Source organism: Sphingobacterium detergens, assembly GCF_003610355.1.
Lineage (GTDB): Bacteria > Bacteroidota > Bacteroidia > Sphingobacteriales > Sphingobacteriaceae > Sphingobacterium > Sphingobacterium detergens.
Genome location: NZ_RAPY01000003.1, coordinates 494,204 through 510,441 on the forward strand (window position 1 = coordinate 494,204; position 16,238 = coordinate 510,441).

Below are 16,238 nucleotides of genomic sequence, written 5' to 3' on the forward strand. Positions count from 1 at the left end.
AAGACCCCATGTCCATGCCTAAACTAAGCCAAAGCCCTGATATCCTTGATTTCCAATATATTTTTCACATCGTCCCGCTCCACAGCATGAATCATCGCCCGCCCCACCTCATGTAGGGACAACACCGCCGAAGGGGCAAAGAATTTTATAATCTTGGCAACAAATGAAAATGGATTGGCATGTTTCTGTCCTGCAACGGTGGTCATTCCGCCCGGCCGGAAATTGTATTCCTTCTTAAACGGCAATTTCGCCAGATCATTCTCCGTCTTGCCCTTCACTCTTGCCCACATCACCTTCCCCTGCTCGGTACTATCCGTACTCCCCCCGGACACGTAGATAAAGCTGATTTCGGGATTGATCTTCAAAAGCGATTTTGCAAATGCCAATGTCGTATCATAGGTGATATAGCGGTATTTATCTTCTTTCATGCCAACGGAACTGACACCTGCGCAATAAAAACAGGCATCATAGCCCCGTATCTCCGCCTCAACTTCGGAAAGATCCGTGAAATCCTTCACCAAAAGCTCCTTTAGCTTTGGATGTGGTATATCAGCAGTACGACGTGAAATGCTCAATACCGCCTCTACTTTATTATTTTGAAGACATTCCAATAAAACACCTTCTCCGACCATTCCGGTGGCCCCTGTTATTATAACTTTCATCGCAATTCAACTTATGTACCAAGCCCAAAGGGCTACAATTATTATTATTTATTCAGATCAATGGGATACCATGGCATTATATCATGCGCAAGCGCTCTTCCTCCAAATCAATCTGATAGAGCTGCGAACGGATGAGATCCTCATCAATCTCCGACTCACAGTTCAATTTTTCCAGATATTCGCGCTGCACATCCAACAATTCAATGAAAATCACTTTCGTGCGTTCATTCATCCACGAATCATCTGCAGCATTGACTTTTTCCTCCCAATGTCGCAGGATCCTCTCCATTGCCTCCCGATTATGTTCTTCTTTCTCATATTTATCTTTGAGAAACTGATAGACATGCTGTTTTAAGCCTTGCTTCATCTGCTGTTTGGCCACCTCTTCGGGCGCCTCAGCAAGAACGATATCAAAGAGCTTCGTTCGCTTGATCAGATAGGGTAAAGTGAGTCCCTGAACCAAAAGGGTTGAGAGAATGACGACAAAGGTGATAAATAGAATCAGATGTCGCTGCGGAATCACAGTACCATTCATGACCAAAGGAATGGAAAGCGCAGCTGCCAAGGAAACCACTCCCCGCATTCCTGTCCAGCCCAGTAAAAGTGGCATAAAGAAACGTTGTTTTGAAGACCGTGCCCTAGGTGCAACACTTGGGCGAAAGATAAGTGTCGCAATCATTGCAGCATAGGCGCTGATCACGCGGGCAAGGATAAGGACTGCCGTCACCAAAAGACCGTAACCGATCGCCTCCCGCAGCGAAGTGCCATTTGCACGCAAGCCGGCCACAATCTCTGGGAGATCAAGACCGATAATAAAAAATACAATCCCATTCAGGATAAACACAAAACTCTCCCAGACACTCAGCCCCCGCACACGACTGGTACTGTTCAGAAATTTAAGCCGCTGGTTGGACATCAACAGACTTCCCGCAACCACAGCCAGCACCCCAGAACTGTGAAACTGCTCCGCAATCCAGTACATAAAATAGGGTTCGATCAAGGTCAGTGCGATATCCGAAGGTGCATCCGTCGGTAAGCGTTTATGTGCCTGAATAAAAAACCAACCCAACAGAACACCGATACCTACTCCACCGATCAACATCCAGATAAACGATACCGCTGCCTCCTGCCATACAAACTGCCCCATACCCACGGCTATCAGTGCAAAACGGACAATAATCAAAGAGGAAGCATCGTTCAGCAGACTCTCCCCTTCCAGGATTGCAGAAGTAGATTTTGGAACTTTCACAAACTTCATAATGGCCCCCGTACTGACCGCATCTGGCGGGGAAACAATACCCCCCAACAGAAATCCCATTGCGAGCGTGAAACCAGGAATATAATGATTGGCAACTACCGCAACAGATAGTGCGGTGAAGAAAACCACCAAAAAGGCAAAACTTCCAATAATACGCCACCATTTCTTCATCTCCTTATACGAAATCGACCATGCAGCCTCACATAGCAAGGGTGGAAGGAAAATCAGAAAAATAACATCCGGGTCGATCGTAACAACGGGTAATGTTGGAATAAAACTGACAATCAAGCCCGCCAAAACCAGTAAAATGGGATAAGCAACCCGAAGTTTCGTTGCCAGCATTTCAAGTAGAACGATGGCCGTAATCATGGCGATAAATAGCGGGAACAAGTTATGCATAGGCTGTCATAATTTATTGGTCTTGAGACATATCATTAACTCTTGTAAATATCTTAAATGGAAATTAAAAACCACCAACTCCCGGTCATATTTTTTACTTTTTCATCTGTACCCTAGTTTTACCCTAATTCTGTACCTCAAATTCGGCCTGTACCCTTCTTAAATTAGCAAAAAAGATTTATTGCCATGTCGACTTCAACACATCAATCGTATTCCATCAGACAGGTTGATCTCTCTGATCTCTCCCTACTAAAAAAGGTTCAGTCCGAAGTGAGCAACAAAAACTTGCTGCACATGCCCTTTCTCTTGCTTGCGCAAAACGAAGAAATAGCAGCTGTTTCTTCTGCTACGGTCTCCGAAAACAACAGCCTTACTGTTGAAATTTCTTATCAAACTGAAGTTTCGGAAGACTTATCAACGGTATTTAAGCGCAAAGCGCAGGCTTATTACGAACAACAACTTCTAAATATGTTTGGCGACGAGGAAGCACTAAAAAGGGGAATCCGTCATTTCCATAATTGGGTAAATCCAAAGGGAAACAGTAAATTAGTATAAGTATGGAGCAGCAACAATTGTATAAAAAAATTGCAAACATCGTAGAGAACCAGATCAAAAATGGCTCTTTGACCTACGGTGACCGCCTTCCTTCTGTCCGTAGCGCACAAAAATTGTATAATGTGAGCTTAAATACGGCAAAAAGCGCCTACATGGAACTCGAGAGCAGATCGCTGATTGAGTCTCGCCCCAAATCTGGCTTTTTTGTCAGTCTGGCCGGCCAACGCCGGATGTCCATACCGTCGATCTCAACATTTAAGATTGACGAAAAGAAGCAAGATCCCGCGGCATTGATTGATAAAGTTTTTCACTCGTTGGAGGATAAGGAAATTACGCGATTCTCTTTGGGACTGCCCAGTCCTTCTTTGCTCCCCATTCAAAAGCTCAATAAATGTATCCTGGAGACAGTACACGAACTGCACGATTACGGCGATCAGTATGGACAGGTACAGGGTAGTCCGACTTTACGTAAAGAGATTGCCAAATGGTCGCTCGTACTGGAAGGAAAAATAAGCGACGAAGATCTGATTATCACTTCGGGTGCCATGAATGCCATTTATAGCTGTCTCCGTGCGGTTACAAAACCCGGTTATACCATTGCCGTGGAAAGTCCCCTCTATTTTGGCTTTATTCAGGCATTTCAGGTATTGGGATTGAAGACAATTGAGATTCCGACACATCCCATTACAGGTATTGAACTGGACGCCCTGAAAAAAGTAATCCATAAAATCGATGTATGCTGCTTTGTCTCCAATTTCAGCAATCCTTTGGGTGCGCTGATGCCCGATGAACATAAAAAAGAACTTGTCAAGCTCCTCGCTTTCCATCATATTCCCTTGATCGAAGATGATCTTTATGGAAATATTTATTTCGGAAGCTCAAGACCCAAGCCCTGTAAATACTTTGATGAGGAAGGCTTAGTCATGTGGTGCGGATCTGTCACCAAAGTATTGGCGCCAAGTTTTCGGATCGGTTGGGTCGAACCGGGACAGTACAAAGACAAGATCCTCAAACAACGGCTGATCCAGACCATCTCGCAGCCGGCTATTTATCAGGAAGCAGTGGCCAAGTTCCTTCAAATCGGAAGGTATGACCATCATCTCAACACCTTTAGAAAGAAGCTGTATAGCAATTACATCAATTTTAGAAACAGTATCGAGGCCCATTTTCCCGAGAACACCAAAATGTCACAGCCCGAAGGTGGTTTTGTGCTCTGGTTGGAAATGGATCCAAAAATTGATTCTACGGTACTATACGATTATGCGCTAAAACAAAAATTGAGCTTTGCTCCAGGCCGAATGTTTACCCAACATGATCAATTCAAAAATTGTATCCGACTGAACTATGCCGTCGATTGGAACGAAAAGACAGCGAACGACCTAATGCGATTGGGCCGCTTTTTTAAAGCCGTCATCTAATCGGTTAATCCCAGTCAACCTCATCATCGTGACTTGGTAAAATAGGCGGTGGCAGTTTATCAGATTTTTCTTCGGGGAATATCGTATGCTTACCTCTACGGATCAGGAGCGCATCGAAAATTTCACCAGTCATCAAGGTCCCACCGTTGGACATAAATTCTTCACGCCCATCAGGGGTCGTCAACCAACACCTAACTGTCGCTAGGCATAAAATAACAGCATCTTTGCAGTCCTCCAGTGCAAAAGTAATTCCACGATTCACTTTGTGATCTTCTTTTCTTAGCTCCAAGGTTTTACTGCTATGGTAAAATATAGTATTGCGATCATCTAGTTTAATCACCACACAATATATTTTTATGTCTATTTTAACTAGTCTTTCATGGATTAATTCAAATTTACGGATACCCACCAAATGGAGCTGAACCTGAACTTGTTGCTGGGCTTCATCAAAATGTACGACTGGGTGATTCATAAAGAAATTGTTCCAACTGACCCGTTTGGAATACCGAAAACCTTTCAAGGGGATTACTGATCCATACCCGAGCCGTAAGCTCCCGAGATCGTGCTCCCGATCATTACGTACGGCCTCATATAGTACATTTTGTAACCGTAAATAGGTACTACGCTCACAGGCGACTCGTAAAATCGATTTTAAAATCTGATACAATCGGCTCGCCAAATTACAGTTGTACGTAAAATCAAGCCCTGTTAACTTGCTATTTTCACTCAGCTCATAAGCGTCCCCTCGCTTGCGTTCTTTTTTACTCTTGCCGGAAGATTTTCTCATCCCATTAAGTTAAATTGGTATACTTTAAAAATACAATAATCGTATGAATTAAACAACACTCCCTTTAACAACACATACGACCAAGATAGCTAAGATCCATAAAGTCCCTTCAACTCCCTTAAAGTCCCCTCAAGTCCGTTCAAGTGCCAACAACATTCGAGTACGCTCCGTACATGCTTCGCCCCAACCTTGGGACTGCCTCGGTAATGGCTTGACATTTGGTCGATTCAGCTTCGGTCAATCATCGACAGCAGGGCAAACAACAGTCGAAGAACAGTCAAACCAAACCCGACGTTGTCCCAACGCAGTCCCGAAGCAGTCGCAACGCCCACCCGAAGGATCTCCGAACAACTATCGAACAAGGGGCAACAGATCAGCGAAAACGCGCTACCCGTCCAGTATCGTAGCTCCTCCCAAATTGTATAAGGCGAAAAGTACTTTATTAGCGCTTTAGCGGTATCTTATATATGTGAGGGGCTGCTTTATTCAAGCAGCCCCTCAAATATATTTTATAACACGTAATCTATAGGTACCCAACGACATGCAATATATGACTTGAAATTATATCTTTTGCCCTAAGTATTTCTGCTTTTAGGTGCGAAATCTTAGCGTATAAAATAGCAAAAAGGGCTTTTTAAAGTCCCCCAAATAATAAAGGCGTCCTTTTAGGACGCCTTCTAATTACTGAATTTTTTGAAAGAATTTTTTTGTCTTATAGAAGGCCAATAGTCCGATGATACCAATCATCAACCAAAGAAAATCGACAATAAATAAATCACGTTGACCGTCAACAAATGTTTTCCAAAGCCAATTATGTGTCACCAGACCATTGGCTATCGGAACGATAAATGCAAGGATACTTCCAACCAATAGCGTTTCGCGATTTGTCCTTCTTATACTGCGACGAATGATATAGTAAAGTGACAGCAGCAACCATGCGTAAAAATAGACCCGATAAATAAAGTCCTGATCAACTTTAGGACTGACTTTGATCGCAATAAATGTAATCGCTGTAACCGGGAGCATCGTCAAACATATCGCCGTAAAAACATTAGCAGCCCAAAAGTTGAATTTGCGTTTTCTTGGAATGACATTGTTTTTATCCCGTGCAACCAACCAGATCAGAATTCCTGAAATAATAACCAGACAGCCCATTACTCCCAAGATAAAATAGACCATTTTGAGCGGATATCCACCATAGTCGCCATAATGCAAACGGTAGATAATACTGCGGACATAGTCCCCATAGCTCGCCCCTGTTAAGGGTGATTTCTCTTCTACAATTTTATTATCGGCCACCTTCACGGTCAATATTCCAGATCCGGCAAAGCTGCTGTTAAAATGCGGCTCAAGCTCCATGATAACATGCATATTTGAATCCGCATAGTTTTTTACGACAATACGCAGGAACTCACTTTCTGGCCACTTTGTCTTTGCCATATCCAAGAAAGGAGCGATTTTCACATCCTTGTTTAGAGATTTATAGCTATACGCGTAGTCCTCCTTAGCGGATACACCAATATCCTGATACATTTTCTGCTGGTCACCATCGTACAGCAATTTGCTGAAAGGCAATGCCAAAACTGAATTAACAATCAGAAATGTACCTGTAACGGCAAAAATAAACTGAAAAGGGAACCCAATCACCCCTAGGGCGGTGTGCATATCTGTCCAGACAGTCTTCCATTTGCTGAATGGCCTAAACACGAAAAAGTTCGACACTAATTTGTCCCAATGCAATAATAGCCCTGTTATCAATGCAAATAAAAAGATAAAGGCTGTAATTCCGGCAACGAGGTATCCGAACGGCGCTATTCCTACGCTAATGGGTACTTGATTGAGTTGGGCCAGAAAATGTAAGCGGAATAAAAACTCGCCCATATCATAGTTCTGCGCATAGTCTCCTACTTTTTGATTGACAAAATTATAGGTGAAATTTTTCGAATCATCATCTCCACCTCTCCTTCTCCGGCCTTTCTTTTTTTCCGCTTTCTGTTCAGGCGTAATCTTGGATAGATTTTCCTTATTGAGTATCGTGTCGTTTGACGCGGTGTACCCCACATAAGCAGAAGTCCCCTCCCGGTGCATATAGAAGTTGATATCACGCCCATGGAGGTTGGCTTCACCCTTTAGAGAATCCAGAAGCTTGTCAAAGCTCTGATGGTTTTCCTTGTATGTTTTGTACGACGCATTATTTTGCCAGGCTGCAATCTCATTTCTAAAAAATGCAAAGGAACCTGCAAAAAATATCACGTACAGGAGCGCACAGATGATAATGCCACTGATGGTATGGGTATTAAAATAGATATTGTAATTTCTGTTGTTCATGATTGATTACATCTTTAACAAATAAGGCAACGAAAAAACCGCCGCCAAGAGTAAATAAATTCCCCATATTTTCCATCCGCTTTTGGAAAGAAAAGCCAGGAGCATCAGAACCGCCCAAAGTAGATAACCTGTAAATCCGGCAGTCATCACAACATCTCTTTTCTCAAAAATGTTAGTCAACAATACATGAAAAGAGAGCATAACAACATAACCGCCGATAAATCCGGCCGTAATCTTCAGGAATCGTTGCAAGGGCGAACTCAGGTATTTTTTATTTGCTGGCATAAGAAATCAATTAGGATATCAAAAATTCAACACAGAGACTGACGGCATACAATCCGAGAACTTGGTACCCTGTTAAATAACGGTAAGGGTTCAATAAAACGACAAGACTCATCATGCACATGACATAGGCAAAAAAAGCAAAGAATCCAGCACCAAAACCCTGTACATAAAGGATTACCGCAAATGGTAAAAGTAGCAGACCAATACTCAAGATACGCACAGACTGAGTCTGCGCGCAAAGCTTTTTCAACCACTCGGATCTATGCTGGAACTTCACTTTTTTGCTGCTGTTGTAAAAGAGGTAAGCGCCAATAAGTATAATTATTAAAAGTGTGCTATACATCGTATAAATGATTTATATAGAATCGCTTAATTAAAACTTGTAGGTTACACCTAGACGGAAGTTGCGTCGTTCTTCAACAATATAAGTGTAGTAAGCAACGCTTTCCGTAATCTTTGCATTTCTCCCTCCTGTCGAACCTGAAGTCATTAGCTTCCGGTTGTCGAGTACATTGTTGACCATCAACGAAACATTATACCTCTTATACTGGTAACTAATACCAGCATCATTGCGTAGGTAGTTCTTGAAATTAGACTCTTTCGTCGTGCCAATAGCGCGGTCAAACATACCCTGTACACTACCTATAAAACCTAGTCCTTTCAATGGTCCTTGCTGTAGACGATAGGTTACCCATGCATTTGCTGTATGTTTTGCCGTATTAGGAGTGATATTTCCTACGTTCTCTGCTCTTGTATCCTTGGAGACTTTCGAATCCGTCAATGCATAGTTTGCATTGACATTTAAACCTTTCACAATTTCACCGGTGATATCAAATTCTATACCTCTTGTTTTTGTCTCACCCAATTGTATTTGAAATGTAGTATTACCCACAACATGAGAAGGATCCGGATCGGGAACGGTCGCATTTTTTCGTTTGATTTGGTAAGCACTTAATGTAGAAATCCATTTTCCGCCAGCCCATTCCTTCTTCACCCCAGCTTCCATGCTGTTACCGCGTATAGGCTTGAAAGCATTGCCTTCCCAGTCGGTTCCCGCGACAGGTACGAAGGACTGATCGAACAGGGCATAAACACTTGTTGAAGGAGTCACCAAATAGTTTAATCCCACACGTGGGCTCCATACCTTATCTTTTGTAGGATCTGCATCTGTTTTTGAAACCACACTGGATGAGGTAAAACGTAATCCCAAAGATAATTTCAGGCGCTCACTTAAGAAAGCCATTTCGTCATGGACATAGAAGGAAGTATATGATGAGTTTGTAATATACGTTTGGCTCTTTGCCCGTTCCTTAATGCTCAATGAACGGTCAGCTTCTGGGAAAACGGATTCCGGAATGCCATAAACGGGATTATAGACATTTAACGGATCCCAGGGGATCACACTCAATTTTGTAATGGGGTCCTCGGGCAGCAAACTTCTAAAATCACCCCAGAATTTTTTATTACCATAATCCACTCCGGCCAAAATCCGATGTCTGATATTTCCCGTGCGCTCTTCCCCATTAAAAGAGAACTGTCCAAATTTATTTTCGCCATGCTCATCGGCGATACTATAAGTACGTGGCATATTGCCTTCGGCAGTCATATAAGCCAACCAGGTACTGGTTGCTTTCATATCGAAATTAAAATAAGCGGCTTGCGCATGGAATTTCCACTTTTGGCTAAGTTTTCGATCAAAATAAAGATAGGCGCTATGATCTCGCAGTTTACCGGGTTTCATCCCTGGATCACCATAGAAAAAGTCGTTGGCAATACCTGGGTCAGCAAAACCCTTTGGTGAGAACGTATAGTTTCCATTGGTCAAATAAGACGATCCCTGGAAAGTATACTCGGCTGTTATCGCCGTCAGCGAATCGATATTATAAGTCAACACCGGAGCGATGACAAGACGATCACTATTATTGTATTTGGTAAAGAACTTTTTTTTCTGACCTGCAACGTTCAGGCGGTAAATCAATTTATTGCTTTTGGTAATCTTTCCATCCAAATCGACAGCGCCGCGGTATAGATCAAAACTTCCGGTATTGAGTGTCACGGATCCTTTGGTATGGCCTGTTGGTTTTTTGGTGACAACATTGTAGAAACCTCCCGGCTCACCACTAGCAAGCATAAAACCCGCTGGACCTTTGACAAACTCGATACGTTCGATCATGGATACATCCTCTGCGGTAGGTCCCCATGAAGCCTCGATATTCATACCATTACGGAAAGCAGGGATCTTGGATCCGCGCATGCGAATATTGGCGTATTGATTGTCCCAGTGTCCCTGACGTGTTGCACCGCTGATATTACGTGTGATGCCATCAACAATGTCGAAAACCTGTTGATCGGCCATCAGATCTGAAGAAACTACCTGGATATTTTGCGGCAGCTCCAAAATAGGTGTCTTTAAACGTAGTGATCCGGATATGCTGTCGAATTTATAGTTCTGATAATATTTTCCATAAACGGCAACCTCATCGATAGACTCAGACTGGTTGCTGAGCTTAATCTGTCCCAGACGACTGTCTTCTCCATTAAGGACTGCTGTTATCGTATGTTTGCTGTAACCAAATGCTTTGATCTCGATCGTATAAGTATTCGGAGCAAGTTTATAAAAAGTAAAGTGTCCCTCACTATCGGTACTGGTAGTCACACCTGTATTCGATAGTTTAATTGTTGCACCCGAAATAGGTTCGGATTTTTCATTGACAAGGATACCGTCAATCTTCAATTTGCTCTGCGCCTGCGCCACAGAAAAAACTGAGCTGATCATCGGAATGGCTAGAAAGGATAAAGTTTTATTCATGCGTATTTCACTGGTAGATATGTAATAAAGAATGGATTCATTTTGAATGTGAGATTTAAAATGAATCCATCTAAGTTGTAGGTATCAATTTTTATTTTACGGCAAAAAAGGTTGTACTTCCCTGCCAAGACGATGCATAGGGTTTTCCCTCATGCTCACCTGCCTTTTCGACAAATGTACTTGCTTCGAGTACATAAGCACCAGCCCAAAGGGCATCGAAGGTAACAACACCATTGGCATCAGCTACAAATTCTTTTCCCCAGCCTGTGGACGAGAAAACAGATACCTTGGCATTTGGAACAACTTTTCCTTCGCTGGTTATCTTAGCCTGTAAGCTAGCGCCTTTCTTTGCATTTGCTGAATTGAGCAACTCAACCTGTAACGGATTTTTTAATGCGCTATAGTCCAATTTGCTTGATTTGCCAATGACAACGGGCATTAGTGAGGAAAACTCATATTTTGTCTGGCCACCCAGATCTTTAGGTGCCTTTACGACCGATAAAAAGTAAGTTCCTTGCTCAGTTGGTTGGAATGAACCGCTGAAATGATCTCCTTTATTGGTCAATTGTACTTTAACAGGGGCTTTTCCCGGAACATACAATAACAAGGTGAAATCCTTCACATCAGAATACCATTTTTCAATCTGATCTCTTTCATTGGTAACATATTCACCATAATAGACTTTTACTTCATGCGACTGATTGACTGTACCATGAGGAGCGGATTCTATCCAAAGTGCGTGAGCGGAACTGCTGTTACAGTAAAACAATACTGTAAGGAATGCAAAGAGTGATGTTAAAATTTTCATAATATGTTGATTGATGCGTATAGTTTTTCAACTTATTATGGAGGAGCTTACAGGTAAAAAAAACGGTTAACGAATAAAACCGCAAATTTCGTTATCTTGCAAGTTCTTCCATATCCTATATCGGAAGCAACTGGAGCAGCGAGCTGCTTCAGTCAACTAGAGACAGTTGCCGCTGTCTGTAGCTTTTCGCCATGTGATAGATTGCCGTCTATTGCATGGTGTTTTTGTCTTTAATTAGACCAGCAAATTCTTGTTAAATAATTTAGACTGATTAAAAACAAAGCAAATATAAAAGGAATTATTTGGATATCAACTATATTTTAATTTTTTCGTTTCTGGAGTTTTCTACGATTTTTTCACGAAATCCAATTGTAAAACAAGAACTTACAAGATCTTGATTAATTAAATCATCCGGACGGTTTCTTTAGTTCATTCCGTTAGGGTGCCCCATAGCGGATTGGTGTCAGCAAAAAAAGTAGAATGATCGTTGATTTTATCAGGAGTAGCGGTTGATTTTATCAGGAGTAGCGGTCGACTTTATTCGGACTGGTGATCGACTATATGAGGTGCGGATGCATTCATTTTCCGAAGCAGGTTGTCGACAATGAAACCATCTCTCTATTTAGCAGTTCCCATAGCGGATCAGTATCAGCAAAAAAGTTAGAGTGATCGTTGATTTTATCAGGAGTCATGTTGAGTTTATTCGGAGTGGTGATTGACCGCATGAGTAACGGTCACCTTATTAGAAGCAGTGCTTAGTTTAATTAACCAAGACAGACCGTCGGTGATGAAACCGTTTGTTTATTTAAGATCTGGGTAATATCAAACAATTCCGTTTCCTGATAACGCGTAGCCACATGAAGTTTGATATGTTCACAATGGGGTTCAAATGTCGCATGAACAAGATCAACTGTATTATTTTCACCGGAAAGGTGTGTTAAGATCAGATGTTTGAGACGATCGGTTTTATATTGATTGAATAATTCAACCGCAACACGATTGGAAAGATGCCCCCACCCGCTGCTGATCCTATTCTTCAAAAAATAGGAATATCTTCCCGTATGCAACATATCCTCATCGTAATTGGATTCCAGCAAGAGAATATCCGAATGTTGGATCACATGTTGCACATTTTCACAGGGCCGTCCAATATCGGTCAGCACACCGATATTATGAACTCCATCAGAGACAAGGAAACTACAGGGTTCTTTTGCATCATGATATTTGGGGATTCCATAAATTTTAAGCCCCCCGATTTCAACCTCCTCATCGGGCGCAATGATATTGACCAGGTGGGATGGTAGATGTAGTCTGGATCCTTCATAACTTCCCTTCGTGATATATACCGGCAGATTGTATTTTTTTGCAAAAACTGACAATCCGCGGATATGATCGGAGTGTTCGTGTGTAATGAAAATTGCCTTAATCTGTGTCGGAATAATCCCGAGATTATACATCCGGAGATGAATATGCTTACTGTTGATACCAGCATCAATTAAGATCGCCGAATCATCTTTGGCGATATAATAACAGTTTCCATTACTTCCGGAGGCGATTGCACAATATTTCATTCGCGTACACTAATTATGAGTATATATATTCTACTGCAGCAAAGATACAAAAAACAAGAAGACTCAGTTGACCCCTAACATTCCGGCAAACTCAATGGAATATTGACTGCCAAGCCGCCGTCTGCAGTTTCTTTATATTTGGCATTCATATCCAAAGCGGTCTCCCACATGGTTTTGACCACAGTATCCAAGCTTACTTTGGCTTTGTCAGGATTTGACTGTAAAGCCAGCTGCGCTGCTGTAATCGCCTTTATCGCCCCCATGGTATTGCGTTCGATACAAGGGATCTGTACCAGTCCTCCGATCGGATCACAGGTCAATCCGAGATGGTGTTCCATGGCGATCTCCGCAGCCATCAGCACCTGCCGTTGTGATCCGCCCAGCACTTCTGTCAGCGCACCGGCAGCCATTGCTGAGGATACCCCAATTTCTGCCTGACAACCACCCATAGCAGCCGAAATAGTCGCATTCTTTTTAAAGATGGATCCGATCTCCGAAGCTGTTAGGATAAACTGCACAATTCTATTTTCTCGCATACCATCATGGAAAGTAATATAATACTGCAAAACGGCTGGTATAACCCCCGAAGCACCATTGGTAGGAGCGGTAACAACACGTCCAAAAGAAGCATTTTCTTCATTGACAGCAAGCGCAAAACAGCTTACCCAGTCTAGGATATATTGAAAATTCTGTCCACCTTCACGAATTGCCGTTATCCATGATTCATAATCTTGGTAGCTACGCCCCTGCATCAATTTTTTATTTAATTTTGCAGCCCTACGTTCCACATTCAAGCCTCCTGGCAGTGTACCACCAGTGTGACAGCCACGATAGATACACTCATAGATCGTCTTATAGATATTCAGGACTCCGGCAACAGTTTCACTTTCCTCCCGCCATGCACACTCATTTTCAAGGACAAGTTCTGATATCTTTAAGCCTGTTTTCATCGTCCAGTGTAGCAACTCCTGCGCGGTATCCACCGGAAAAGGAAGATCCACTTCGGATAATACACTTTCAGTATCATTTTCCTGAACGACAAAGCCTCCACCAATTGAATAATAGGTTTCGGTAATGGCTTTACCACTTGACAGGAAAGCCTGAAAAGTAACGGCATTTGGATGGAAGGGTAAACTCTCCGTGTACAAAAACAGGAGGTCTTCCTGATAGGAGAATGGGATCGTGCGCTCACCTGCAACCTCCAGTTCGCCTACCGCTTTGATATGCGCCACTTTTGGTGTCACCTGATCCACATCGAAGGTAACGGGATCATCGCCACTCAGTCCAAGCAGAACAGCGATATCTGTACCGTGTCCAGCACCGGTCTTGGCTAAAGATCCATAAAGCAAAATCTTGACCTGATCGACCTCATTCAATACACCTTTTGTCTTGAGGACATGGGTAAATTGCTGGGCTGCACGCCAAGGACCTAAGGTATGCGAACTGGATGGTCCGATACCAATCTTAAACATATCAAAAACGGATATTTGTTCTTTGCTCATAATCTTTATTGTTGCGGTTAGCTCGCTTTTCATAGCTTTTGTGAAAACCGCATCTAAATTAGCACAAATAAGTGTACAATGTTACCTGTATTTGCATTATTATCAATTTGAAAACCAAGCTGACATTCTTTTAACAAGTATCCAACAAACATCTTACATTTTTTAGGGAAAAAGTAAGAAATGCTTCCCTATCTTTGTTGGCTACAATTTATAGAATGACGGGAAAAACATATTTATATTCTTTTTTTGCTTTTTTTATCTGTTTATTTTCGATCAGAACATATTCCCAACAAATACCTAAGCGAGAGTTTCGTGGTGTATGGGTTGCAACCATAGGTAATATAGATTGGCCTTCGGTCAGAGCGGGCAACAACGTTGCCCAGCAAAAGCAGGAGTTTATAGACCTCCTGGACCAGCACCGTAGTGCGGGTCTAAATGCAATCATCCTACAGGTGCGGCCTGCAGCAGATGCTTTTTATGGCAAAGGTCGTGAGCCCTGGAGCAGATACCTGACAGGAAAGCAAGGGCTGGCCCCGTCGCCATTTTATGATCCTTTAGAATTTGCCATTGAGGAAGCACATAAAAGAGGCATGGAATTGCACGCCTGGTTCAACCCCTATCGGGCCTCAACTACCTTGAATCCCGCACATTTCTCAGAGGACCATATCACCAAACGTCACCCCGAATGGTTCTTTACATACGCAGGAAAAAAACTTTTCAACCCGGGGCTGCCCGATGTCCGTAAATATATCATCGATGTCATTATGGATGTTGTCAAGAATTACGATGTGGATGGTATTCATTTTGACGATTATTTTTACCCTTATCCCGATAGCCGGAATACATCCGTCCCGGATCAGCTGACTTTTGCCCAGTATAATAATGGCATTGAAAATATTGAAGACTGGCGACGCAATAATGTGAACATGCTCGTGCGTGACCTCGGCATTGCGATCAAAAGGATAAAACCTTATGTCAAATATGGAATCAGTCCATGTGGTGTATGGGATAATAAGGAAAACAATAGTATTGGCTCGGAAACACGTGGGCTAAGTGCCTATCGTGAGCTCTATGCCGATGGTGTAAAATGGATGCAGGAAGGCTGGATCGACTATATCAATCCACAGATTTACTTTCCATTTAAAAACCGCGCCGCGGCATATGAGGTTCTGGTATCCTGGTGGCAACGGCATACCTATGGTCGGCATTTTTATGTGGGACATGGAGCTTACCGTGTAACAGAAAATAAAACCGGATGGACCGACAAAAGTCAGATCCCCCGACAGGTACGCCACCTACGCGAAGAACACGATGTCGAAGGAAGTATCTATTTCAGTTCCAAATCGCTCATGGACAATTTGGCCGGATTACAGGACTCCATGCGAAATGACCTATATCGTAGCCCTGCTTTACCCCCGACGATGCCTTGGCTGGACAGCATTCCTCCAAACGCTCCTTTCGGCTTGCTGGTAAAATCATCCGCCAACGGAAAAATGAACACGCTTTTTTGGCAGAAACCGGATGTGGCAAGCGATGGTCAATCGGCCTATGGTTATGTCGTCTATCGATTTGTCGTAGGTGAGCACATCAATATCAAAGATCCAAGCAAAATTATCTTTATCACATACGATGCCGATAAACTCCAATATACAGATGATGACATCAAACAGAATCAACGTTATAAATATGTCGTCACCGCAATAGATCGACTGAAAAATGAGAGTCGTCCTTCTGACAGTCGGGAGGAAGATGAGGAGAGCTAATCTTCGTCTGTACGATTGACATTGACAAAAAAATAAGAAGAGCCCTCCCGGATCCGCTGTGCTGATGACAGCAGCGCGATCCAGGAGGGCTCT

The 16,238-nt window shown here is 42.7% G+C and carries 13 protein-coding genes; 3 read left to right on the forward strand and 10 right to left on the reverse strand.

The genetic code is table 11. From position 1 onward, the window contains the following. Positions 1 to 23: 23 nt before the first annotated feature. Together DFQ12_RS17650 and DFQ12_RS17655 are read right to left on the reverse strand one after the other, a co-directional pair. A complete protein-coding gene (locus DFQ12_RS17650; protein ID WP_120260361.1) occupies positions 24 to 662 on the reverse strand; it encodes an NAD-dependent epimerase/dehydratase family protein in 639 nt (212 codons plus the stop codon). A gap of 76 nt (positions 663 to 738) precedes the next feature. After that, positions 739 to 2,319, reverse strand: coding sequence for a Na+/H+ antiporter (locus DFQ12_RS17655; RefSeq protein WP_120260362.1), 1,581 nt, complete (start codon positions 2,317 to 2,319; stop codon positions 739 to 741). Positions 2,320 to 2,505: 186 nt separating this feature from the next. Between DFQ12_RS17655 and DFQ12_RS17660 the strand changes: the two genes are divergently transcribed. Both DFQ12_RS17660 and DFQ12_RS17665 read left to right on the forward strand, forming a co-directional pair. After that, complete coding sequence (locus DFQ12_RS17660; RefSeq protein ID WP_120260363.1) at positions 2,506 to 2,874, forward strand: hypothetical protein; 369 nt, start codon at positions 2,506 to 2,508, stop codon at positions 2,872 to 2,874. Positions 2,875 to 2,876: 2 nt separating this feature from the next. Next, entirely contained in the window at positions 2,877 to 4,292 is a 1,416-nt protein-coding gene (locus DFQ12_RS17665; RefSeq protein WP_120260364.1) for an aminotransferase-like domain-containing protein, read from the forward strand. Positions 4,293 to 4,296: 4 nt separating this feature from the next. Here DFQ12_RS17665 and DFQ12_RS17670 read toward each other — a convergent pair whose 3' ends face one another. The 8 genes from DFQ12_RS17670 to DFQ12_RS17705 all read right to left on the reverse strand — a co-directional run bounded on the left by DFQ12_RS17670 (position 4,297) and on the right by DFQ12_RS17705 (position 14,382). After that, positions 4,297 to 5,079 (reverse strand): hypothetical protein, encoded by a 783-nt coding sequence (locus tag DFQ12_RS17670; RefSeq protein WP_120260365.1) that lies wholly within the window; start codon positions 5,077 to 5,079, stop codon positions 4,297 to 4,299. 681 nt (positions 5,080 to 5,760) lie between these two features. Beyond that, positions 5,761 to 7,407 (reverse strand): PepSY-associated TM helix domain-containing protein, encoded by a 1,647-nt coding sequence (locus DFQ12_RS17675; protein WP_120260366.1) that lies wholly within the window; start codon positions 7,405 to 7,407, stop codon positions 5,761 to 5,763. Between the two features lie 6 nt (positions 7,408 to 7,413). After that, positions 7,414 to 7,692 carry a hypothetical protein gene (locus DFQ12_RS17680; RefSeq protein ID WP_120260367.1) on the reverse strand — a complete coding sequence of 93 codons (279 nt, stop codon included), beginning with the start codon at positions 7,690 to 7,692 and terminating at the stop codon, positions 7,414 to 7,416. Positions 7,693 to 7,702: 10 nt separating this feature from the next. Beyond that, complete coding sequence (locus DFQ12_RS17685; RefSeq protein ID WP_120260368.1) at positions 7,703 to 8,035, reverse strand: hypothetical protein; 333 nt, start codon at positions 8,033 to 8,035, stop codon at positions 7,703 to 7,705. A 30-nt stretch (positions 8,036 to 8,065) separates the two neighbouring features. Further along, complete coding sequence (locus DFQ12_RS17690; RefSeq protein WP_120260369.1) at positions 8,066 to 10,501, reverse strand: TonB-dependent receptor; 2,436 nt, start codon at positions 10,499 to 10,501, stop codon at positions 8,066 to 8,068. 91 nt (positions 10,502 to 10,592) lie between these two features. Beyond that, positions 10,593 to 11,309, reverse strand: coding sequence for a DUF4198 domain-containing protein (locus DFQ12_RS17695; RefSeq protein ID WP_120260370.1), 717 nt, complete (start codon positions 11,307 to 11,309; stop codon positions 10,593 to 10,595). Between the two features lie 764 nt (positions 11,310 to 12,073). After that, positions 12,074 to 12,880 (reverse strand): MBL fold metallo-hydrolase, encoded by an 807-nt coding sequence (locus DFQ12_RS17700; RefSeq protein ID WP_120260371.1) that lies wholly within the window; start codon positions 12,878 to 12,880, stop codon positions 12,074 to 12,076. A 74-nt stretch (positions 12,881 to 12,954) separates the two neighbouring features. After that, the gene (locus tag DFQ12_RS17705) at positions 12,955 to 14,382 is read right to left on the reverse strand and encodes an L-serine ammonia-lyase (protein ID WP_120260555.1); all 1,428 of its coding nucleotides are present in this window, start codon (positions 14,380 to 14,382) and stop codon (positions 12,955 to 12,957) included. A gap of 215 nt (positions 14,383 to 14,597) precedes the next feature. Here DFQ12_RS17705 and DFQ12_RS17710 point away from each other — a divergent pair, with 215 nt between their 5' ends. Further along, a complete protein-coding gene (locus tag DFQ12_RS17710; RefSeq protein WP_120260372.1) occupies positions 14,598 to 16,145 on the forward strand; it encodes a glycoside hydrolase family 10-like protein in 1,548 nt (515 codons plus the stop codon). Positions 16,146 to 16,238 lie beyond the last annotated feature (93 nt).